Annotated in this window: 19 protein-coding genes and 1 riboswitch; of the genes, 14 read left to right on the top strand and 5 right to left on the bottom strand. The window is 71.7% G+C overall.

All coding sequences use genetic code 11. The features are described from left to right. Positions 1–13: 13 nt before the first annotated feature. Positions 14–415: a hypothetical protein gene (locus ACFUJY_RS14590; RefSeq protein ID WP_143622617.1), complete on the bottom strand. Its 402-nt coding sequence runs from the start codon at positions 413–415 to the stop codon at positions 14–16. Positions 416–617: 202 nt separating this feature from the next. Between ACFUJY_RS14590 and ACFUJY_RS14585 the strand changes: the two genes are divergently transcribed. The 6 genes from ACFUJY_RS14585 (at position 618) to ACFUJY_RS14560 (ending at position 7744) form a co-directional block, all read left to right on the top strand. Then, positions 618–1238, top strand: coding sequence for a heme-copper oxidase subunit III (locus ACFUJY_RS14585; protein ID WP_026171689.1), 621 nt, complete (start codon positions 618–620; stop codon positions 1236–1238). Positions 1239–1300: 62 nt separating this feature from the next. Then, positions 1301–2110, top strand: a complete 810-nt coding sequence (locus tag ACFUJY_RS14580) for a c-type cytochrome (RefSeq protein WP_383298613.1) — start codon at positions 1301–1303, stop codon at positions 2108–2110. Continuing rightward, positions 2107–3162: a Rieske 2Fe-2S domain-containing protein gene (locus tag ACFUJY_RS14575; protein WP_383298612.1), complete on the top strand. Its 1056-nt coding sequence runs from the start codon at positions 2107–2109 to the stop codon at positions 3160–3162. The genes ACFUJY_RS14580 and ACFUJY_RS14575 overlap by 4 nt, the downstream gene beginning before the upstream one ends. Then, complete coding sequence (locus ACFUJY_RS14570) at positions 3159–4805, top strand: cytochrome bc complex cytochrome b subunit (RefSeq protein WP_383298611.1); 1647 nt, start codon at positions 3159–3161, stop codon at positions 4803–4805. The genes ACFUJY_RS14575 and ACFUJY_RS14570 overlap by 4 nt, the downstream gene beginning before the upstream one ends. Positions 4806–4926: 121 nt before the next feature. Continuing rightward, on the top strand, positions 4927–5991 hold the full coding sequence (gene trpD, locus ACFUJY_RS14565; protein WP_383298609.1) for an anthranilate phosphoribosyltransferase: 1065 nt from the start codon (positions 4927–4929) through the stop codon (positions 5989–5991). A gap of 82 nt (positions 5992–6073) precedes the next feature. Further along, positions 6074–6191, top strand: a riboswitch (SAM riboswitch). A gap of 176 nt (positions 6192–6367) precedes the next feature. Beyond that, the gene (locus tag ACFUJY_RS14560) at positions 6368–7744 is read left to right on the top strand and encodes an aminotransferase class V-fold PLP-dependent enzyme (protein WP_383298607.1); all 1377 of its coding nucleotides are present in this window, start codon (positions 6368–6370) and stop codon (positions 7742–7744) included. Between the two features lie 16 nt (positions 7745–7760). Here the strand turns inward: ACFUJY_RS14560 and ACFUJY_RS14555 are convergent, their stop codons facing one another. After that, on the bottom strand, positions 7761–8042 hold the full coding sequence (locus ACFUJY_RS14555; RefSeq protein WP_143622607.1) for an Lrp/AsnC family transcriptional regulator: 282 nt from the start codon (positions 8040–8042) through the stop codon (positions 7761–7763). After that, a complete protein-coding gene (locus tag ACFUJY_RS14550; RefSeq protein WP_383298605.1) occupies positions 8039–8785 on the bottom strand; it encodes a rhomboid family intramembrane serine protease in 747 nt (248 codons plus the stop codon). Before ACFUJY_RS14550 ends, ACFUJY_RS14555 begins: the two co-directional genes overlap by 4 nt. Positions 8786–8944: 159 nt before the next feature. On the opposite strand from ACFUJY_RS14550, the gene ACFUJY_RS14545 reads away from it, so the two are divergent. From ACFUJY_RS14545 to ACFUJY_RS14525, 5 genes are all read left to right on the top strand, one after another. After that, entirely contained in the window at positions 8945–9187 is a 243-nt protein-coding gene (locus tag ACFUJY_RS14545; RefSeq protein ID WP_018104398.1) for a hypothetical protein, read from the top strand. 34 nt (positions 9188–9221) lie between these two features. Further along, positions 9222–10586, top strand: coding sequence for an NYN domain-containing protein (locus ACFUJY_RS14540; RefSeq protein ID WP_383298603.1), 1365 nt, complete (start codon positions 9222–9224; stop codon positions 10584–10586). A gap of 285 nt (positions 10587–10871) precedes the next feature. Next, positions 10872–11897 carry an NlpC/P60 family protein gene (locus ACFUJY_RS14535; RefSeq protein ID WP_383298601.1) on the top strand — a complete coding sequence of 342 codons (1026 nt, stop codon included), beginning with the start codon at positions 10872–10874 and terminating at the stop codon, positions 11895–11897. Positions 11898–12143: 246 nt separating this feature from the next. Next, positions 12144–13163, top strand: a complete 1020-nt coding sequence (locus ACFUJY_RS14530) for an NlpC/P60 family protein (protein ID WP_383298600.1) — start codon at positions 12144–12146, stop codon at positions 13161–13163. Positions 13164–13191: 28 nt separating this feature from the next. Then, complete coding sequence (locus ACFUJY_RS14525; RefSeq protein WP_383298598.1) at positions 13192–14430, top strand: hypothetical protein; 1239 nt, start codon at positions 13192–13194, stop codon at positions 14428–14430. Here the strand turns inward: ACFUJY_RS14525 and ACFUJY_RS14520 are convergent. Beyond that, positions 14387–15652, bottom strand: a complete 1266-nt coding sequence (locus tag ACFUJY_RS14520; protein ID WP_383298596.1) for a glycosyltransferase 87 family protein — start codon at positions 15650–15652, stop codon at positions 14387–14389. The genes ACFUJY_RS14525 and ACFUJY_RS14520 overlap by 44 nt on opposite strands. Positions 15653–15760: 108 nt before the next feature. Here ACFUJY_RS14520 and ACFUJY_RS14515 point away from each other — a divergent pair, with 108 nt between their 5' ends. Beyond that, positions 15761–16903 (top strand): glycosyltransferase family 4 protein, encoded by a 1143-nt coding sequence (locus ACFUJY_RS14515; protein ID WP_383298594.1) that lies wholly within the window; start codon positions 15761–15763, stop codon positions 16901–16903. A gap of 58 nt (positions 16904–16961) precedes the next feature. Here ACFUJY_RS14515 and ACFUJY_RS14510 read toward each other — a convergent pair whose 3' ends face one another. Further along, positions 16962–18758: an AMP-dependent synthetase/ligase gene (locus tag ACFUJY_RS14510; protein ID WP_383298592.1), complete on the bottom strand. Its 1797-nt coding sequence runs from the start codon at positions 18756–18758 to the stop codon at positions 16962–16964. 265 nt (positions 18759–19023) lie between these two features. Here ACFUJY_RS14510 and ACFUJY_RS14505 point away from each other — a divergent pair, with 265 nt between their 5' ends. Together ACFUJY_RS14505 and ACFUJY_RS14500 are read left to right on the top strand one after the other, a co-directional pair. Next, a complete protein-coding gene (locus ACFUJY_RS14505) occupies positions 19024–19803 on the top strand; it encodes a metallophosphoesterase (RefSeq protein ID WP_383298590.1) in 780 nt (259 codons plus the stop codon). A gap of 117 nt (positions 19804–19920) precedes the next feature. Continuing rightward, positions 19921–20370 carry an SRPBCC family protein gene (locus tag ACFUJY_RS14500; protein WP_383298589.1) on the top strand — a complete coding sequence of 150 codons (450 nt, stop codon included), beginning with the start codon at positions 19921–19923 and terminating at the stop codon, positions 20368–20370. Positions 20371–20372 lie beyond the last annotated feature (2 nt).

Here is a 20372-nt window from a genome sequence, read left to right as displayed (position 1 = left end):
CGTCCGTGGGGGCTCAGGCCCCCACGGACAGCCGTGTGCGCAGCAGGGCGGCCAGGGAGTCCGCGAACTCCACCGGCTCCACCGGCAGCGTCACCGCGGCGTCCGCACGGCTCCAGGTGGCCAGCCAGGCGTCCTGCGGGCGCCCGATGAGGACCAGGACCGGCGGGCAGCGGAAGACCTCGTCCTTGATCTGCCGGCAGACGCCCATGCCGCCCGCCGGAGCGGTCTCGCCGTCCAGCACGCAGACGTCGACGCCCCCGCGGTCGAGGGCGTCCAGGACGGCGGGCAGCGTGGCGCACTCCAGGAACTCCACCGGCGGCACGTCCGCCGCGGGCCTGCGCCCTGCTGCCAGCCTCACCTGCTCACGGGTGTGCGCGTTGTCGCTGTAGACCAGGACCGTGGCGGTCGGCTGCATGGTTCCTCCGTGACATCCGTGTCTTCGGGGCACTCGGGGCGCTCGGTGGGCGAGAGCCGTCCGATGCGCGGATCGTACTCCGCCCGACAGCGTGTCAGCACCGGTTCGCACAGCCCTTCCATGGGCCGTTCGGGCAGGACACACCCCTCTGACACACCGAACGGCACCCCCCGGAGTGAGGGCGGGATAAGCGACCGACATAATGTCGGTCGTGGCGACAGCAACGACAGTAGAAACCGGGCACGCGCACCCGTCGGTCAATCGGCCGAACCTCACCAGCGTCGGAACCATCATCTGGTTGAGCTCCGAGCTGATGTTCTTCGCGGCCCTCTTCGCGATGTACTTCACCCTGCGATCGGTGACCGGACCGGAACACTGGAAGGAAATGGCGTCCGCCCTGAACTTCCCGTTCTCGGCGACGAACACCACGATCCTGGTGCTCTCCTCACTCACCTGCCAGCTCGGCGTCTTCGCCGCGGAGCGGGGCGATGTGAAGAAGCTCCGTGCGTGGTTCGTGATCACTTTCGTGATGGGTTCGATCTTCATCGGAGGCCAGGTCTTCGAGTACACCGAGCTGGTGAAGAAGGACGGCCTCTCGCTGTCCTCCGACCCGTACGGCTCGGTGTTCTACCTGACCACCGGCTTCCACGGTCTGCACGTGACAGGCGGTCTCATCGCCTTCCTGCTCGTTCTGGGCAGGACGTACGCGGCCAAGAGGTTCACCCATGAACAGGCGACCGCCGCCATCGTCGTGTCCTATTACTGGCACTTCGTCGATGTCGTGTGGATCGGCCTCTTCGCCACGATCTACATGATCAAGTAACCGGGCCCGAGCCCGAACCACATCCAGCATCGACGCAGAAGATCCTGACACCGGGGTAATCCGTGAAAAAGCTCTCCGCACGACGACGCCATCCGTTGGCGGCGGTCGTCGTACTACTCCTCGCGCTGGCGGCCACCGGGGGGCTGTACGCCGCGTTCGCGCCCGCGAGTAAGGCGCAGGCCGACGACACCGCCCAGTCCCTCGCCATCGAAGAGGGCAAGAAGCTGTACTCCGTCGGTTGCGCCAGCTGCCACGGAACCGGCGGTCAGGGCACCACCGACGGGCCGCAGCTTGTCGGCGTGGGCTCCGCCGCCGTGGACTTCCAGGTCGGTACGGGCCGCATGCCCGCGCAGCAGCCGGGCGCCCAGGTACCGAAGAAGAAGGTCATCTACAGCCAGGCCGAGATCGACCAGCTCGCGGCGTACGTTGCGTCGCTCGGCGCCGGTCCGGTCGTTCCGACCAAGAGCCAGGTCAGCCCTGAGGGTGCGGACATCGCCAAGGGCGGCGACCTGTTCCGTACCAACTGCGCGCAGTGCCACAACTTCACCGGCAAGGGTGGCGCGCTGACGAACGGCAAGTACGCGCCCGACCTCGACGGCGTGAGCCCGAAGCACATCTACGAGGCCATGCTGACCGGCCCGCAGAGCATGCCGTCCTTCCCCGACTCGACGATGCCCGAGAAGCAGAAGCGGGACATCATCGCCTACGTCAAGACCGTGAACGGCTCCGAAGCCGAGTCCCCCGGCGGCCTCGCTCTCGGCGGCCTGGGTCCGGTCAGCGAGGGTCTGTTCGGCTGGATCTTCGGCCTGGGCGGTCTGATCGCAGTTGCCATTTGGGTCGCGGCCCACACCGCTAAGGCCAAGAAGTCATGAGTAGCCAAGAGATTCCAGAAGAGAACCTGCCCGACGAGCAGGGCGCCGCGCACGACGCGGTGGACAAGGCGCACGACGACCCGTTCGCCGACCCGGGGCTGCCGGCCCACAAGCCGCGCATCCAGGACATCGACGAGCGGGCCGCGAAGCGCTCCGAGCGCACCGTCGCGTTCATGTTCCTGTTGTCCATGCTGGCGACGGTGGGCTTCATCGCCTCCTACGTCATCTTCCCGGTCGACAAGATCGTCTTCATCTTCCCGTTCGGTCATGTCAGCGCGCTCAACTTCTCCCTGGGTCTGACCCTGGGTCTGGCGCTCTTCCTGATCGGCGCGGGTGCCGTCCACTGGGCGCGCACCCTGATGTCCGACGTCGAGGTCGCCGACGACCGGCACGCCATCGAGGCGACCCCCGAGGTCAAGGCGAAGGTCCTGTCCGACTTCGCGGACGGCGCCCGGGAGTCCGCGCTCGGCCGGCGCAAGCTGATCCGCAACACCATGTTCGGTGCGCTGGCCCTGGTGCCGCTCTCCGGCGTGATGCTTTTGCGCGACCTGGGTCCGCTGCCGGAGAAGAAGCTCCGCAAGACCCTGTGGGCCGAGGGCAAGCAGCTCGTCAACATGAACACGATGGAGCCGCTGCGTCCCGAGGACGTGGTCGTCGGTTCGCTGACCTTCGCCATGCCCGAGGGCCTGGAGGAGCACGACGAGGACTTCCAGACGCAGATCGCCAAGGCCGCCCTGATGATCATCCGCATCGAGCCGGACGACATCAAGGACAAGCGCGAGCGCGAGTGGGCGCACGAGGGCATCGTGGCCTTCTCCAAGATCTGCACGCACGTCGGCTGCCCGATCAGCCTGTACGAGCAGCAGACGCACCACGTGCTCTGCCCGTGCCACCAGTCCACCTTCGACCTCTCCGACGGCGCCCGCGTCATCTTCGGTCCGGCCGGCCACGCCCTTCCGCAGCTGCGGATCGGCGTGAACAGCGAGGGCAACCTCCAGGCGCTCGGTGACTTCGAAGAGCCCGTCGGTCCTGCATTCTGGGAGCGCGGATGAGTACTGCGACGAACACACCCGGCGCAGCGGCGCCGGGCAACCGCAAGGCGCCCGCCGGTGAGCGGGTGGCCGACTGGGCCGACGGCCGGCTGGGGATCTACTCCCTCGCCAAGGCCAACATGCGCAAGATCTTCCCGGACCACTGGTCCTTCATGCTCGGTGAGATCTGCCTGTACAGCTTCATCATCATCATCCTCACGGGTGTGTATCTGACGCTGTTCTTCCACCCGAGCATGAACGAGGTCGTCTACCACGGCCCGTACGAGCCCATGCAGGGCATCCGGATGTCGGAGGCGTACGCCTCGACGCTGGACATCAGCTTCGACGTCCGCGGTGGTCTGCTGGTCCGGCAGATCCACCACTGGGCCGCGGTCATCTTCCTGGCCGGCATGTTCGTGCACATGATGCGCGTCTTCTTCACCGGCGCGTACCGCAAGCCGCGCGAGATCAACTGGCTGTTCGGCTTCCTGCTGTTCGTCCTCGGCATGTTCACCGGTTTCACCGGTTACTCGCTGCCGGACGACCTGCTCTCCGGTACGGGTGTCCGCTTCACCCAGGGCGCGATCCTGTCGACGCCGATCGTGGGTACGTACCTGTCGATGTTCCTGTTCGGCGGGGAGTTCCCCGGCGGCGACATCATCGCGAGGTTCTACTCGATCCACATCCTGCTGCTGCCGGGCATCATGCTCGGGCTCGTGGTCGGCCACCTGATCCTGGTCTTCTACCACAAGCACACCCAGTTCGCGGGTCCCGGCAAGACGAACAAGAACGTCGTCGGCATGCCCCTGCTGCCGGTGTACATGGCGAAGGCCGGCGGGTTCTTCTTCCTGGTCTTCGGCTTCATCGCGATCATCGCGGCGATCGCCTCGATCAACCCGATCTGGGCGCTCGGCCCGTACCGTCCCGACCAGGTGTCCACGGGCGCCCAGCCGGACTGGTACATGGGCTTCGCGGAAGGCTTCGTCCGTGTGATGCCGGGCTGGGAGATCAACCTCTGGGGCCACACGCTGGTCCTGGGTGTCTTCATCCCGCTGGTCCTGTTCGGTCTGGTCCTCGGTGCGCTGGCCCTGTGGCCCTTCATCGAGTCATGGATCACCGGCGACAAGCGCGAGCACCACATCCTGGACAAGCCGCGCAACGCGCCGACCCGGACGGCCCTCGGGGTCGCCTGGGTGACGATCTACTTCGTCATGCTGATCGGCGGCGGCAACGACATCTGGGCGACGCACTTCAGCCTCTCGCTCAACTCGATCAGCTGGTTCGTCCGCATCGCCTTCTTCGTCGGCCCGGTCATCGCGTTCGTCGTGACCCGGCGGATCTGCCTCGGCCTCCAGCGCCGCGACAAGGAGAAGGTGCTGCACGGCCGCGAGTCCGGGCTCATCAAGCGGCTGCCGCACGGTGAGTTCGTCGAGGTCCACGAGCCGCTGTCGCCGGAGGCGCGCTACAAGCTCACCGCGCACGAGCAGTACAAGCCGCTCGAAATCGGCCCGACGGTCGACGAGAACGGCGTGGAGCGCAAGGTCTCCAGGATCACCAAGGTCCGGGCGCGGCTCAGCAAGAGCCTGTACGGCGAGGACAACCAGATCGCCAAGCCCACCGCCGAGGAGTACAAGGAGATCACCAGCGGCCACGGCCACCACTGATCACCCGTTCTGATCGCCACGGCGAGAGCCCCGTCCATCCGCTGGACGGGGCTCTTTGCCGTCCCCGGGGCTCGATAGGGTGGAGCCCTCCCTTATCGGCTGTGGACCCCAGGAGCGGACCATGAACGTTGTGACCCCGGACGGCGGCGACAGCGTGGCGGCCTTCTCCTGGCCCAGCGTGCTGACCCCCCTGCTGCGTGGCGAGGACCTGAGCGCCGACGCCACCGCGTGGGCCATGGACCGCGTCATGAGCGGCGAGGCCACCGACGCGCAGATCGCCGGTTTCGCGGTCGCCCTGCGGGCCAAGGGTGAGACGGTCACGGAGGTCTCCGGCCTGGTCCGCGCGATGTACGAGCACGCCACGACCATCGACGTGCCCGGCCGGACCGTCGACATCGTCGGCACCGGCGGGGACATGGCCAAGACGGTCAACATCTCCACCATGTCCGCCATAGTGATCGCGGGGACCGGCGCCAAGGTCGTCAAGCACGGCAGCCGCTCCGCGTCGTCGGCCAGCGGCTCGTCCGACGTGCTCGGGAAGCTCGGCGTCAACCTGGAGTTGTCCCCGCGGCGTGTCGTGGAGGTGGCCGAGGAGGCGGGCATCACCTTCTGCTTCGCGGTGAAGTTCCACCCCGCCCTGCGCCACGCGGCCAAGGCCCGCGCGGAGCTGGGCGCGCCCACCACGTTCAACATCCTGGGCCCGCTCACCAACCCGGCCCGGGTGCGCTCCCAGGCGATCGGGGTGGCCGATCTCCGCATGGCCCCCATCGTCGCGGGCGTGCTCGCCGAGCGCGGCAACTCCGCCCTGGTGTTCCGGGGCGACGACGGCCTGGACGAGCTGACCACCACCGCGACCTCGCGGGTCTGGGTGGCCCGGGACGGCGTCGTCCGCGAGGAGACGTTCGACCCGCGCGACGTGGGCGTCGACCTGGTCCCGGTGGAGGCGCTGCGCGGCGCCGACGCCTCGTACAACGCGGACGTGGCGCGCCGGCTGCTGGCCGGGGAGACCGGTCCGGTACGGGACGCCGTGCTGCTCAACTCGGCGGCGGCGCTGGTCGCGCTGGACCCGGGCGAGGGGTCGCTCACCGAGCAGATCCGGGCCGGTATGGCGAAGGCCGCCGAGGCCATCGACTCGGGCGCGGCGGGGCGGGTGCTGGAGAGATGGGTCGTCGCCAGCAACGCGTGAGCGCGGCGGTGTGAGGCAGGGCGCAGTCCGGATCGCGGACTGCGCCTTGCGCGTTCCCGTACGTATGGCAAGATGCTGCGCAGGTCATGAGTGACAGCGACTACGGCCCCGGCCCGCTGTCCGGCAACCCTCCGTCCGTGGCGGGGTGCCCCGGGTGAAGACCGGGCCGCAGGCAGCGAGGTCTGCGGCAAGCGCGGACCCCTCGACGTCGCGTGACGTCCACCCGTGGGGTCCTTGGTCCTCAGGGAGCCTCTTGTGAGCAAGCGAATGCGTTAGGGCCCGAGGCCCTTCTCCGCACACCCCTCTTCTCTTTCACTCCGTGCTGCCGCGTATCCGCGGGTACGCGGAATTCGCCTGCCTGTTACGGGAGTTCGCCATGTCTGTCTTCACCGCTGCCGCCGACCAGTCGCTCTGTGCCCCGCTGCCGGTTCTGGGTGACGATGTCCTCGTCCCGCTGGTCACCGGTGGCGAGGTCGGCTACGCCGCGCTGGACTACGCGGCGAGCGCCCCGGCGCTGAAGCGGGTCTGGGACGACGTGGCCGCGTACGCCCCGTACTACGGCAGCGTGCACCGGGGCGCCGGGTACCTGTCGCAGCTGTCCACGGACCTCTTCGAGTCGAGCCGGGCCACCGTGGCGGAGTTCCTGGGCTGCCGTCCCGAGGACCAGGTGGTCTTCACCCGGTCCACCACGGACTCGCTCAACCTGCTGGCCGCCGCGCTGCCCGCCGACTGCCGGGTCTTCGTCTTCGAGACCGAGCACCACGCCTCGCTGCTGCCCTGGCGCGACGCCCACGTCACCTACCTGAACGCCCCGCGCACCCCCGCCCAGGCCGTCGCCACCCTGGAGCGGGCCCTGGCGGACCGTGAGCCCTACGGCCCCGCGCTGGTCTGCGTCACCGGCGCCTCCAACGTGACCGGTGAGCTGTGGCCCGTACGGGAGCTGGCCGCCGCCGCCCACGCGCACGGCGCCCGGATCGTCCTGGACGCCGCCCAGCTCGCCCCGCACCACCCGGTGGACATCGCCGAGCTGGACGTCGACTGGGTGGCCTTCTCCGGGCACAAGCTGTACGCGCCGTTCGGCTCGGGCGTCCTGGCCGGCCGGGCCGACTGGCTGCGCGACGCGGAGCCGTACCTGGCCGGCGGGGGTGCCTCGCGCACGGTGGCCCGGCGCGCGGACGGCGGTGTGGACGTCGAGTGGCACACCACGGCCGCCCGGCACGAGGCCGGCTCGCCCAACGTCATCGGCGTCCACTCCATCGCCTCCGCCTGCAAGGCGCTCACCGAGGCCGGATTCGACCGGCTGGTCGCCCGTGAGCAGCGCCTCGTCCGCGAGGTCCTGACGGGGCTGGCCGAGGTCCCCGAGGTGAAGGTGCTCTCGCTGTTCGGCGACGACGCGCCGAGGGTCGGCGTGATCTCGTTCGTGGTGGAGGGCTGGAACAGCTCGCACTTCGCCGCCGCCCTCTCCGCCGAGTACGGCATCGGGGTGCGCGACGGCCTCTTCTGCGCCCACCCGCTCGTGCGCACCCTGCTCGGCACCGACCCGGGCGAGGCGGGGGAGTGCGGCGCACCGGAGGCGCAGCCCGGCGAGCGGTCCCTCAACGCGATCCGGGTCAGCTTCGGCGCGGGGACCCCGGACGAGCACGTCGAGCGCTTCCTGCGGGCGGTCCGGGAGCTGGTGAGCGACGGGGCACGCTGGAAGTACCGCACCGAGGACGGCCGTTGCGTGCCGGACCGGGGCGCCGCCCAGGTCTGAGGGCGGCGCTGCCCGCCTACGCGTCCAGGCCGATGGAGAACGCGGCCTCCAGGTCGTGCTGCGAATAGGTGCGGAAGGCCACGTGGGTGTCGGTCGCCTCGACGCCCTGGATCTTGCTGATCCGGCCGGGGATGACCTCGGCCAGGTCGTCGTGCTTGGCCACCCGGACCATGGCGATCAGGTCGTAGGTGCCGGTGACCGAGAAGACCTCGCTGACGCTGTCCAGCGCGGCGATGGCCTCGGCGATCTCGGGAATCCGGTCCACGCTGGTTTTGATGAGCACGATCGCGGTGATCACGGCTGTGTTTCTCCCTCGGTGGCCGTGGCTGAAGACTTCACTCTAGGGCCTTCGGCGGTGCGCCTGTAGCGGCCCCAGGCGTAGAAGAACCCGGTCGCGAAGCCGACGACGTGGGCCAGGTACGCCACGCCCGGGCCGCTGCCCGCGCCCTCGGCGGCCAGCCACTGGAGCACGAACCAGAAGATCAGCACCACCCACGCGGGGAAGCGCAGCGGCAGGAACAGCAGGAACGGGAAGACGCTGGTCACCCGGGCCCGGGGGAAGAGGTAGAGGAACGCCCCGAGCACCGCCGAGATCGCCCCCGACGCGCCGACGAGTGTCTGGTCGGACGTGGCGTGCGCGGCGGCGTACGCGAGCAGCGCGAGGTAGCCGCAGCCCAGGTAGAACAGGGCGAACTCGGTGTGCCCCATGCGCTCCTCGGCCATCGCGCCGAACACGTACAGGAACAGCATGTTCCCCAGCAGGTGCAGCCAGCTGCCGTGCACGAAGAGCGCGGTGAACGGGGTGAACAGGGCGTGCGCCGAGCCGTCCCACAGCTCGCTCGGGATCACTCCCCACCGTTCGAAGTAGCCGGCCTGCGCGGCGAGCAGCGCGTCGGCGCCGCCGCGCACCGGGACGAAGCCGGACAGCGGGCTGATCACGAAGACCGCGCAGCACAGGGCGATGAGGGCGTACGTCACCGGTGGCCCGCCGGATGTGGCCGCGCGCAGGAGCCTGCCCGCGGCGGCCCGCCGATCGATCATGAACAGAGCATGACGCAAACGGAGCGAACGGGACAGACCGCCTCGCCGTGCCGGGGGGAAGCGCCGAGGCCGTAGGGTGACAGGTGGACATCCGCAGTTCGACGGCGCACCGCGAGACCCTTGTCCGGCAGCTCACGGCTCGACGAAAGAGGACGCACGATGACGACCGTTCCCCAGCCGACCGACACCACCCGCTGGCGCTGCACGCTCTGCGGGAACCTCACGCGCTTCGACGTGACGCGGTCCTCGAAGGTCGTGGAGTACGTGCACCTCGACCTGGCCGGTGAGTCGAGCGTCGAGGAACGCGAGGTCGTCAGTGAGACCATCGAGTCGGTCCGCTGTCGCTGGTGCAACGCGGTGGACCAGATCGAGCTCGTCGACAGGCCGGGTGCCGACTCCTGACGGGGCCGTGCGGAGACAACACATGGGGTGACGGATGGTGGAGCAGCCCGAGGGCGGCGCCGTGTCGGCCGACGGGGCCGACGACGCCGTGGAGGCGCTCGACCGCCCGCTGCCCGAAGGGGTGCGGCGCCGGGTCGTCGCGCTGGTGTCCGACGCGTTCGGCGGCCTCACGGTCGCCGAACTGCCCGCCCAGCTGAGGCAGTACGCCCGCTTCACCGCGTCCCGCCGCGCCAAGTTCGCCGGGAACGCCATGGCGGCGGCCGTGGCGAACGACGACCGGTTCCGCCGCCGCATCGGTGACCGGCTCCGTGAGGTCCAGCCGGAGCTGACGGGTGCCGTGGAGTCCGGCGCGCCGCCCGCCGCCGCCGACCCGGTGGACGTGGCGGCGGCGGCGTACCTGCTGCGCCCCGAAGGCTGGGTGAAGCTGGTCGCGGCGGCCGGCGAGGAGGTCCAGCGCGCCGACGCCGAGCGGGCCGGCGAGGAGAGCCGGCGCGAGGTGGCGCGGCTGCGCGAGGAACTGGCCGAGGCCAGGGCGCACACGAAGAGCGAGACGGAACGGCTCCGCGCCGAACTGGACGCCGCCCGCAAGGAGGCGGACTCCCTCCAGCGCAAACTGCGCAGCGCGCTCAGCGAGGTCAAGCGCGGTGAGGCGGCGGTGCGCCGGGGCCGGGCCGAGACCGAGGCCGTGCGCGCGGAGGCCGCCGCCCAGGTGTCCGCCGCGGAGAGCGAGACCCGGCGGCTGAGGGCGCGGCTCGGGGAGGCGGAGGCGTCCGTCGAGGCGAGTCGCAGGGCGGCCCGGGAGGGGCGCTCGGTCGAGGACATGCGGCTGCGGCTGCTGCTGGACACGGTGCTCGAAGCGGCCGGCGGGCTGCGGCGCGAACTGGCGCTGCCGCCCTCCTCGATGCGGCCGGCGGACAGTGTGGACGCGGTGGAGCCCGGCCGGATGTCGCCCAAGGACATCGCGGCCAGGGCCCTTTCGGAGACCGACCCGGCGCTGCTCGACCAGCTGCTTGCGCTGCCGCAGGCCCATCTGATCGTGGACGGCTACAACGTCACCAAGACGGGTTACCCGCAGATGCCGTTGGAGAAGCAGCGGCTGCGGCTGCTCGGCGGGCTCTCGGTCCTCGCGGCGCGCACGGGCGCGGAGATGACGTGTGTGTTCGACGGGGCGGAACTGGCCGCCCCGGTGCTCCTTGCGCCGCCGCGCGGGGTGCGGGTGCTGTTCAGCAAGCCGGGGGTCACCGCCGACGAGCTGATCCGCCAACTGGCGCGCGCGGAGCCGCCGGGACGGCCCGTGGTGGTGGTCTCCACCGACCGCGAGGTGGCCGACGGAGTGGCGAAGGCGGGGGCCAGGCCCGTTGCGTCCGCCTTGCTCCTGAAGCGGCTTTCGCGGGTTTAGCGCTCCTTGCGGGGAGTTCGCCCGAGATCAGGGAACGGACCGTCAAGTCGCCGCTACACGCCGTGGGGTGTGGGTAAAGAAGTGCCGTGTGTGACGAGTTTTTTCCTGTGAGGATTTGAACTGATCACAAGATGGTCACTAGGGTCGGGCCTCGAACCTTCGCGCGGTCGATCACCCACCCGGGGTGGCGGCGAAGGAACCGCCGAGTCCGTGACGTGCACGGAGCCGGGGATCTTCTCCCCCACAGATCCGGTAGGCGGCTCGAGGAAGAAGGAGCTCGCCTTCGTGGCGTCCCACCGTCGTCCCAAGCAGCCGAGCCGCACTCGTGTGACCGTGCTCACCGCGACCGCAGCCGCGGCCGTCGCCCTGTCCTCCCAGGCCGCTCACGCCGACCCCAAGCCGACCAAGAACGAGGTCAAGGCGAAGGTCGACAAGCTCTACCACGAGGCCGGAGCGGCCACCGAGCAGTACAACGGGGCCAAGGAGAAGCAGGAGAAGCTCGAAAAGCAGATCGGCGCGATCCAGGACAAGGTGGCCCGTGGGCAGGAGGAGCTCAACCAGCTCCGGACCGGCCTCGGTTCCCTCGCCGCCGCGCAGTACCGGTCCGGAGGCATCGACCCCTCCGTCCAGCTCTTCCTCTCGTCCGACCCGGACAGCTTCCTGGACCAGGCGTCCGCGCTCGACCAGCTGACGGCCAAGCAGACCGAGGCCCTGTCGAAGGTCCAGGAGAAGCAGCGGGCCCTCGCGCAGCAGCGCAAGGAGGCCCAGGACAAGCTGAGCGACCTCGCCTCCGTCCGCAAGACGCTCGGTGAGAAGAAGAAGCAGCAGCAGGACAAGCTGGCCGAGGCGCGCCGCCTGCTCAACACCCTGACCGAGGCCGAGCGGGCCAAGATCCGCCAGGACGAGGCCCGTGCGAGCCGTGACGCCGGCACCCGGGTCGAGCTCGGCAACGAGGTCCCCGCCTCCGGGCTCGGCGCCGCCGCCCTCAACGCCGCCGCCACCCGCCTGGGCAAGCCGTACGTGCCCGCCGCCACCGGCCCCAACTCCTTCGACTGCTCGGGCCTGACCATGTGGGCCTACGCCCAGGCCGGCGTCAACATCACCCGCACCACGTACACCCAGGTCAACCAGGGGCACCGGATCGGCGTCAGCCAGCTGGCCCCCGGCGACCTGGTCTTCTTCAACGGCAACGAGCACGTGGGCCTCTACGCGGGCAACGGCCAGGTCCTGCACGCCCCGTACCCCGGCGCCTACGTGCGCTACGAGTCGATGAGCACCATCGGCAGCATCTACGCCGCCGTGCGCATCTGAACCGCGCCCGAACGGGCGAATTCCCGCGCCCCGTACTGACGCCCGCCCCGCCGGAGACCACAGGTCACCGGCGGGGCGTCACTGTGTGTGGCCCCCACCGGTCCGGCGCGTCTTTGTCCGCTCCGTGATCGCGCGGCTACTGTCTGCCTGCTGTCGCGGCTCCCGTACGTCGGTCCGCCCACCCGGGCGGCAGGGCCGCGCGCGTCCGCGCACAGCGGAGCACAGCGGAAGGGAGTGCGGCGTCCTGTGGGGTCCCATCGCCGTTCCACACAGCCCGGTACCGGTCGCGGTGCCCGGGCCACCGTCCTGACGGCGGCGGCCGCGACCGCGGCCGCGACACTCGGCGCCGCCCCCGCGCACGCCGAGCCGCACGACACCCCGCAGTCCGCCGGGGCCCGCGTCGACCACCTCTACGCCGAGGCCGAACGCGCCACCGAGCGGTACAACAGGGCCGGCGAGGACGTCACCCGGCTGCGCGGCGAGGTGAGCCGCGCCCAGGACCGGGCCGCCCGGGGCCAGGAACGCATCAACCGGATGCGCGAGGAACTGGGCTCCGCGGCCCGGGCGGAGTACCGGGCGGGCGGCATCGACCCCTCGCTGGCCCTGCTGCTCACCTCGGACCCCGACAGCTACCTCGACCGGGCCGCCGCCGTCACCCTGGCCGACGCCCAACGGGCCACCGCCCTCGCCGAACTGCGCAAGGCCCAGCGGGCGCTCGCCCAGATCCGGTCCGAGGCCGCCCGCTCACTGGCCGGCCTGGAGCGCGGCCGGGAGGCCGTCAGCCGCCACAAGCGGACCGTCGAACGCAAGCTCGCCCGGGCCAGGCAGCTGCTGAAGTCGCTGCCGGCCTCCGAGCGGGCCGCCCTGGCCCGCGCCTCGCGCGACGGCCGCGACCCGGGCGCCGGGCTCCCGGCGGGCTCGTCCCGCGCCGCCGCGGCCGTCCTGGCCGCACAGCAGGCGCTCGGCCGGCCCTACGTGTGGGGCGCCAACGGGCCCTCCGGGTTCGACTGCTCCGGACTGATGCAGTGGGCCTGGGCCCGGGCCGGGGTGAGCCTGCCCCGGACCTCGCAGGCCCAGCGGTACGCCGGGCACATGGTGCCGCTGTCCGAGGCCCGCCCCGGCGACCTCGTCGCCTACCGGGCGGACGCCAGCCACATCGCGATGTATGTCGGGAACGGCCAGGTCATCCACGCCCCGTACCCGGGCGCCCCGGTCCGCTACGACCCCGTCGGCATGATGCCCGTCTCCTCGGTCACCCGGGTCTGACCGCGGCGACTGCCCGTACGCTCGTCATGTGGTCGAACAGGTGCGCAGGCGAGGCGGGCGGCGGGCGGCGGGTGCCCTGCTCGCCGCGCTGCTGTGTGCCGCCGGCTGCTCCGCCCCGGCCGACCGGGCGCCCGACAGCACCTCCCGGGGGGTCCGCGCCACCCTGGACCGGCGCGCCGCCGCCGTGCTGCACCACGACCCGGCCGCCTACGCCGCCGCCGTCGACCCGGACGCCACCGCGCTGCGCACCGCCCAGCGCCGGGAGCTCGCCCGGCTGGCGGACGTGCCGCTCGGCTCCTGGGCGTACCGGCTGACCCACCTCACCCCGCACGGGGCGGACCGGGTCACCGCCGACGTCACGCTCGGCTACCGGATCGCGGGCTACGACAGCGCCCCGGTCTCCGTCGACCGGGTCGTCGACCTGGCCCGCGACCCGGCGGACGGCCGCTGGTACGTCACCGCGGACCGGGCCGCCGACGGCAGCGCCGGGCAGCTGTGGGAGCAGGGCGACGTCGAGGTGGTGCACGGGAAGCACAGCCTGGTCCTGGGCGTCGGACGCTCCCGGGACGAGCTGGACGCGATCGCGGCGACGGCGGACGAGGCGGTGCCCGCGGTCTCCGCCGCCTGGCCCGAGCGGTGGGCGGGGCGGGTGGTGGTGCTGGTGCCCGGCAGCGTGACGGAGATGGGCCGGCTGCTCGGGTCACCCGCCTCGAACTACAAGGGCATAGCGGCCGTCACCACCGGCGAGACCGGCTCCACCGGAAAGGCCCCCGCCGACCGGGTGATCGTCAACCCGGAGGCGTACGCCCTGCTCGGCGGCTTCGGGCAGCGCGTCGTCCTCACCCACGAGACCGCCCATGTGGCCACCCGCGAACGGACCTCGCCGGCCACCCCGACCTGGCTCTCCGAGGGCTTCGCGGACTGGGCGGCCTACCGGGACCGGGACCGCACCGCCGAGGAGATCGCGCCCGAGCTGGCCGACGCGGTCCGGGCCGGTGACGTACCGGCCGGGCTGCCCGAGGACGAGGACTTCGCCTTCGCGGGGGAGGCGGACCGGCTGGCGAGGGCGTACGAGGGCGGCTGGCTGGCCTGCGAGCTGATCGCGGACCGCTGGGGCGAGGAGAAGCTGTTCGCCTTCTACCGGGCCGTCGGGGCCCACCACGGGCGCGACGGGGCGGTCGAGGACGCCCTGCACGAGGTGCTGGGCACGACCCCGCAGGACTTCACGGCGCGCTGGCGGGTGTATCTGCGCGACCGGCTCGACTGAGCACGGGCTCCGCCGCCTCCGGGTCCGCCCCGCGCCCCGGGACCCGTACCACCGTGTCCCGCCACAGCCGCACGGCCGCCAGCACGCACGCGGCGACCAGCAGCCCGTTGCGCAGGAACATCAGCGTCAGGCCCTGCGCGTCGCTCGACACCACATGGACGAAGCCGATCGGGAACTCCAGCTGCGTCACCCCCGTGGCCGCCACCACCAGCAGGGCCGGCCACCCCATCCGGCTCTCCCGCAGCACCAGGCACACCGCCGCGAGACCGACCAGCCACAGCATGTACTGCGGGCTGATCACCCGGCTCGTCGTGGTGAACAGCAGCACCGCCGTGAACGCCGCGTCCGCCGGCGTACTCACCCCGAACGTCCGCGCCCGCAGCCGCCACACCAGCAGCCAGCCGAACGCGGCCACGCTCAGCCCCAGCGCCAGCGTGCTCACCAGCGGGACGTGCGGCCCCAGGAACTCCAGCGAGCCGTAGTGCAGCTCCACCCGGCCCTCCCAGCCGAACTGCCGCCACACATGGAAGACCAGCGCCCCCAGCGACTCGACCTCGGTGCCCCGGTCCCGCTGGAAGCCGAGGAACGCCAGCGCGCCCGGCGCCGCCGCCACGCACACCAGCAGCAGCCCGGCCGCCACCGCCGCAGCCGTCGCCCACGCCAGCCGGGTCGCGCGCCCCCGGGCCGTCCCGGCCAGCAGCAGCGCCGGCCACACCTTCAGCAGCGCCCCGAACGCGGCCAGCGCCCCCAGCACCCGGGGGTGCCGCAGCCCGGCCAGCAGCGCCGCCACCGCCACGGCGGTGACCATCACGTCGTACCGGGCGTACGCGGTCGTGCCGAGCAGCGGCACGCCCGCCACCCACACCCACACCCCGGCCGCCCGGCGGCCCGGACCGTCGCTCGCGCGCAGCAGCATCCCCAGGACGAGCGCGTCGCACAGGAACGCCAGCACGAAGAAGGCGGTGGCGTAGTCCAGGAACGGCAGCAGGGCGGGGGAGAGGACCGCCAGGGCCGCCACCGGCGGGTACTGCCAGGTGACGTCCGACTCCGGGTAGGTGCCGGAGCGCAGCACCTCCGACCAGCCGTGGTAGATCACCGACACGTCGCTCGTCACGTCGAGCCCGGGAGGGGTGAGCACCTTGGTCACCCAGAGCAGCAGCACCGCCCTGGTGAGCGCCCACACCGCGAAGGCCGCCGGACGCGTGCCGCTGGAACCCGTCATGACCTGCCCTCACCCGTCCTGTACGCCGTACGAAACAGCCATGATGCCCGTACGCCGGGGGCGCGGGCCATCAGGCACGGCCGCCGGGGCCCGGTACTGTCGGCGGCGATGGACAAGACCTTGATCGTGACCAACGACTTCCCGCCCCGCCCGGGAGGCATCCAGGCGTTCCTGCACAACATGGCGCTGCGGCTCGACCCCGACCGGATCGTCGTCTACGCCTCCACCTGGAAGCGGGGGGCCGAGGGCACGGCCGCCACCGCCGCCTTCGACGCCGAGCAGCCCTTCACCGTCGTCCGCGACCGTACGACGATGCTGCTGCCGACCCCGCGGGTGACCCGGCGCGCCACGGAGCTGCTGCGCGCGCACGGCTGCTCGTCCGTCTGGTTCGGCGCCGCGGCCCCGCTCGGCCTGATGGGCCCGGCGCTGCGCGAGGCGGGTGCCCGGCGCCTGGTCGCCACGACGCACGGCCACGAGGCGGCCTGGGCGCAGCTGCCCGCGTCCCGGCAGCTGCTGCGCCGGATCGGCGAGGGCACCGACACGCTGACCTACCTCGGCGAGTACACCCGCTCCCGGATCGCCGCCGCGCTGACCCCGGCCGCCGCCCGCCGCATGGTGCAGCTGCCGCCCGGGGTGGACGAGAAGACCTTCCGCCCGGATTCCGGCGGCGACGAGGTCCGGGCCCGGCTCGGGCTCAGCGAACGCCCCGTCGTGGTCTGCGTGTCCCGGCTGGTGCCCCGCAAGGGCCAGGACACCCTGATCCTCGCGATGCCCGCGATCCTGGCCGAACAGCCGGACGCGGTCCTGCTGATCGTGGGCGGCGGGCCCTACGAGGACGACCTGCGCGCACTCGCCGCGCGCACCGGTGTGGCGGACTCCGTGCGGTTCACCGGGCCGGTGCCCTGGCCGGAGCTGCCCGCGCACTACGGGGCCGGGGACGTCTTCGCGATGCCCTGCCGGACCCGGCGCGGCGGCCTCGACGTGGAGGGCCTGGGCATCGTCTACCTGGAGGCGTCCGCGACCGGGCTGCCGGTGGTGGCCGGTGACTCCGGCGGCGCCCCGGACGCGGTGCTCGACGGCGAGACCGGCTGGGTGGTGCGCGGCGGCGAGCCCGGCGAGGCGGCGGAACGGATCACCGCGCTGCTGGGCGACGCGGAGCTGCGGCGGCGCATGGGGGAGCGGGGCCGGGCCTGGGTCGAGGAGAAGTGGCGCTGGGACCTGCTCGCGGAGCGGCTGAGGGAACTGCTCTGACACATGGCCGAGGGGGCCCGCACCGGTGTGGCGCGGGCCCCCTCGGCCATGTGACGCCTCACGAGCGGTAGAGCGACTCCACCTCGTCCGCGAAGTCCTTCGCCACGACGTTCCGCTTCAGCTTCAGCGAGGGCGTGATGTGGCCCGCCTCCTCGGTGAACTGGGCGCCCAGCACGCGGAACTTGCGGACCGACTCGGCCTTGGAGACCGCTGCGTTGCCGTCGTCCACCGCGCGCTGCACCTCGGCGAGCAGCTCCGGGTCGTCGCGCAGCGACAGCGCGGTCGAGCCGGCCGGCTTGCCGTGCTCCTCGGCCCAGCGGCCCAGGAACTCCTCGTCCAGCGTCACCAGCGCGCCCACGAAGGGCCGCCCGTCGCCGACCACCATGCACTCCGCCACCAAGGCGTGGCCGCGGATGCGGTCCTCGATGACGGCGGGCGCGACGTTCTTGCCGCCGGCCGTGACGATGATCTCCTTCTTGCGGCCGGTGATCGCGAGGTAGCCGTCCTCGTCCAGCGTGCCGATGTCCCCGGTGTGGAACCAGCCGTCCGCCAGCGCCTCGGCCGTCGCCGCCTCGTTGTTCCAGTAGCCGGAGAACAGGTGCTCGCCGTGGAGCAGCACCTCGCCGTCGTCCGCGATGCGCACCACGGAACCGGGCAGCGGCTGGCCGACCGTGCCGATCTTCTGCCGGTCCCACGGGTTGAAGGCGGTGGCCGCGCAGGACTCGGTCAGCCCGTAGCCCTCCAGGACGGTGAAGCCGATGCCCCGGTAGAAGTGGCCCAGCCGCTCGCCGAGCGGGGCGCCGCCGGAGATCGCGTGCTCGCCGCGCCCGCCGAGCACCGCGCGCAGCTTGCCGTAGACCAGGCGGTCGAAGACCTTGTGCCGGAACTTCAGGCCCAGCGAGGGGCCCTGCGGGGTGCCCAGCGCGCGGCTGTAGGCGATGGCCGTGTCGGCGGCCCTGTCGAAGATCTTGCCCTTGCCGTCGGCCTGCGCCTTGGCGCGCGCCGCGTTGTACACCTTCTCGAAGACGCGCGGAACGCCGAGGATCAGCGTCGGGCGGAACGCGGCCAGTTCGTCGGTGAGGTTCTTGATGTCCGGGACGCAGCCGAGCTTGATCGGTGCCATCACCGAGGCGACCTCGACCAGCCGTCCGAAGACGTGGGCGGCGGGCAGGAAGAGCAGGACGGAGCACTCGCCGGTACGGAAGAGGGGCTTGAGGCGTTCCACCACGTTGCCGCACTCCGCGAAGAAGCTGCGGTGCGTCAGCACGCAGCCCTTGGGGCGGCCGGTGGTGCCCGAGGTGTAGACGATGGTGGCCGGGTCGTCCGCGCGGGCCGCCGCGCTGCGCAGGTCCACGGTCTCGTCGGAGACCCCTTCGCCCTCGGCCCGGAGCGTGTCGACGGCGCCCTTCTCGATCTGCCAGACGTGCCGCAGGCCGGGGAGCCGGTCGCGCACGGAGGCGACGGCGGCGGCGTGCGTGTCGCTCTCCACCAGGACCGCGACGGCCCCCGAGTCACCGAGAATCCACTGCACCTGCTCGGGCGAGCTGGTCTCGTACACCGGCACGGTGACCGCGCCGGCGCTCCAGATCGCGAAGTCCAGCAGCACCCACTCGTACCGGGTGCGCGACATGAGGGCGACCCGGTCGCCGGGCTCGACGCCCGCCGCGATCAGGCCCTTGGCGGCCGACCGGACCTCGGCCAGGAACTGGACGGCGGTGACGTCCGTCCAGACGCCCGCCACTTTGCGGCTCATCACCGCGACGTCGGGATGCTGAGCGGCATTGCGGCGGATGAGATCCGTCAGGTTGCCGTCCGAGGGGACCTCGTACAGGGCCGGAAGGCTGAACTCGCGCAAGACTGCTGCTCCTCATCGGGCTCCGGTGCCACGGCTCTGTGTGACGCACCGGCGCGGTCCAAGATGGCGGGTGCTCCGTGGGGTGAGCACGACTGGACTGCCCGGACGTTACCCACCAGTACTCGGTTCCGGATAGGGGGTCCCGGCCAGATGTCTTATGCGTCACACATATCGGGACGTCCTTTCGCGCACAGTAGTCCACCCGTACACACACCAGGAAGTAACCGCAGGTCCGGGGCCTCTGCGCAGGCTCTAGGCTGTTTTCATGCGAGCAGGAGCGAACACCCGCGTCCATGTGGTCAGCGACGTGCACGGCAACACCGGGGCACTGGCCCGCGCCGGGGACGGCGCCGACGCCCTGATCTGCCTCGGTGACCTGGTCCTCTTCCTCGACTACGCGGACCATTCGCGCGGCATCTTCCCCGACCTCTTCGGCGTCGAGAACGCCGACCGCATCGTCGCCCTGCGCACCGCCCGCCGCTTCGAAGAGGCCCGCGCCTTCGGCCGGCAGCTGTGGCAGGGCATGGACCGCAACGCCGCGATCACCGAGGCGGTCCGCAGGCAGTACGCCGAGATGTTCGCCGCGCTGCCCACCCCGACGTACGCCACCTACGGCAACGTGGACATCCCCGCCCTCTGGCCCGAGTACGCCGCCCCCGGCACCACCGTCCTGGACGGCGAGCGCGTCGAGATCGGCGGCCGGGTCTTCGGCTTCGTCGGCGGCGGCCTGCGTACGCCGATGCGCACCCCGTACGAGATCGACGACGAGGAGTACGCCGCCAAGATCGAGGCGGTCGGCGAGGTCGACGTGCTCTGCACCCACATCCCGCCCGAGGTGCCCGAGCTGGTCTACGACACCGTGGCGCGCCGCTTCGAACGCGGCAGCCGGGCCCTGCTCGACGCCATCCGCCGCACCCGCCCGCGCTACTCCCTCTTCGGCCACGTCCACCAGCCGCTGGCCCGCCGGATGCGGATCGGCGCGACCGAGTGCGTGAACGTCGGCCACTTCGCCTCCACCGGCCGGCCCTGGGCGCTGGAGTGGTGAGCACCCGGCCCGGCGTCGCGCACCGGGGCCTGGGACGGGCCGCCGGGCGCACGCGATAGCCTTCTGGCGGCAGGCTCCTGCCGACGGACCGGTACACCGCACTGGAGGGCCACAGCGATGGCTGAACACACCAGCTCGAGCATCACGATCGAGGCGGCGCCGGCCGACGTCATGGGTGTGATCGCCGACTTCGAGCGCTACCCGGAGTGGACCGGCGAGGTCAAGGAGGCCGAGGTCCTCGGCACCGACGAGCACGGCCGCGCCGAGAAGGTCCGCCTCGTCCTGGACGCCGGCGCGATCAAGGACGACCACACCCTCGCCTACACCTGGACCGGCGACTACGAGGTCAGCTGGACCCTGGTCAAGTCCCAGATGCTGCGCGCCATCGACGGCTCCTACGCACTCGCGCCGCTGGGCGCCGGCGACCGCACCGAGGTCACCTACCGGCTGACCGTCGACGTCAAGATCCCCATGCTCGGCATGATCAAGCGCAAGGCGGAGAAGGTCATCATCGACCGCGCCCTGGCCGGCCTGAAGAAGCGCGTCGAGTCCGTCCCGAAGGGCTGAGC

Source organism: Streptomyces sp. NPDC057249, assembly GCF_042669245.1.
In the GTDB taxonomy this organism is placed as follows: domain Bacteria; phylum Actinomycetota; class Actinomycetes; order Streptomycetales; family Streptomycetaceae; genus Streptomyces.
Note: the sequence above shows the minus strand (reverse complement) of the source record. Positions and strands in the feature narration are given on the sequence as shown.

What these genes read in the sequence shown, in the direction of transcription:
- ACFUJY_RS14540 (WP_383298603.1), top strand. Translation starts at nt 9,222, where the DNA reads ATGGTGGAGCAGCCCGAGGGCGGCGCCGTGTCGGCCGACGGGGCCGAC.
- ACFUJY_RS14575 (WP_383298612.1), top strand. Translation starts at nt 2,107, where the DNA reads ATGAGTAGCCAAGAGATTCCAGAAGAGAACCTGCCCGACGAGCAGGGC.
- trpD (WP_383298609.1), top strand. Translation starts at nt 4,927, where the DNA reads ATGAACGTTGTGACCCCGGACGGCGGCGACAGCGTGGCGGCCTTCTCC.
- ACFUJY_RS14585 (WP_026171689.1), top strand. Translation starts at nt 618, where the DNA reads ATGTCGGTCGTGGCGACAGCAACGACAGTAGAAACCGGGCACGCGCAC.
- ACFUJY_RS14590 (WP_143622617.1), bottom strand. Translation starts at nt 415, where the DNA reads ATGCAGCCGACCGCCACGGTCCTGGTCTACAGCGACAACGCGCACACC.
- ACFUJY_RS14505 (WP_383298590.1), top strand. Translation starts at nt 19,024, where the DNA reads ATGCGAGCAGGAGCGAACACCCGCGTCCATGTGGTCAGCGACGTGCAC.
- ACFUJY_RS14550 (WP_383298605.1), bottom strand. Translation starts at nt 8,785, where the DNA reads ATGATCGATCGGCGGGCCGCCGCGGGCAGGCTCCTGCGCGCGGCCACA.
- ACFUJY_RS14520 (WP_383298596.1), bottom strand. Translation starts at nt 15,652, where the DNA reads ATGACGGGTTCCAGCGGCACGCGTCCGGCGGCCTTCGCGGTGTGGGCG.
- ACFUJY_RS14545 (WP_018104398.1), top strand. Translation starts at nt 8,945, where the DNA reads ATGACGACCGTTCCCCAGCCGACCGACACCACCCGCTGGCGCTGCACG.
- ACFUJY_RS14500 (WP_383298589.1), top strand. Translation starts at nt 19,921, where the DNA reads ATGGCTGAACACACCAGCTCGAGCATCACGATCGAGGCGGCGCCGGCC.
- ACFUJY_RS14515 (WP_383298594.1), top strand. Translation starts at nt 15,761, where the DNA reads ATGGACAAGACCTTGATCGTGACCAACGACTTCCCGCCCCGCCCGGGA.
- ACFUJY_RS14570 (WP_383298611.1), top strand. Translation starts at nt 3,159, where the DNA reads ATGAGTACTGCGACGAACACACCCGGCGCAGCGGCGCCGGGCAACCGC.
- ACFUJY_RS14560 (WP_383298607.1), top strand. Translation starts at nt 6,368, where the DNA reads ATGTCTGTCTTCACCGCTGCCGCCGACCAGTCGCTCTGTGCCCCGCTG.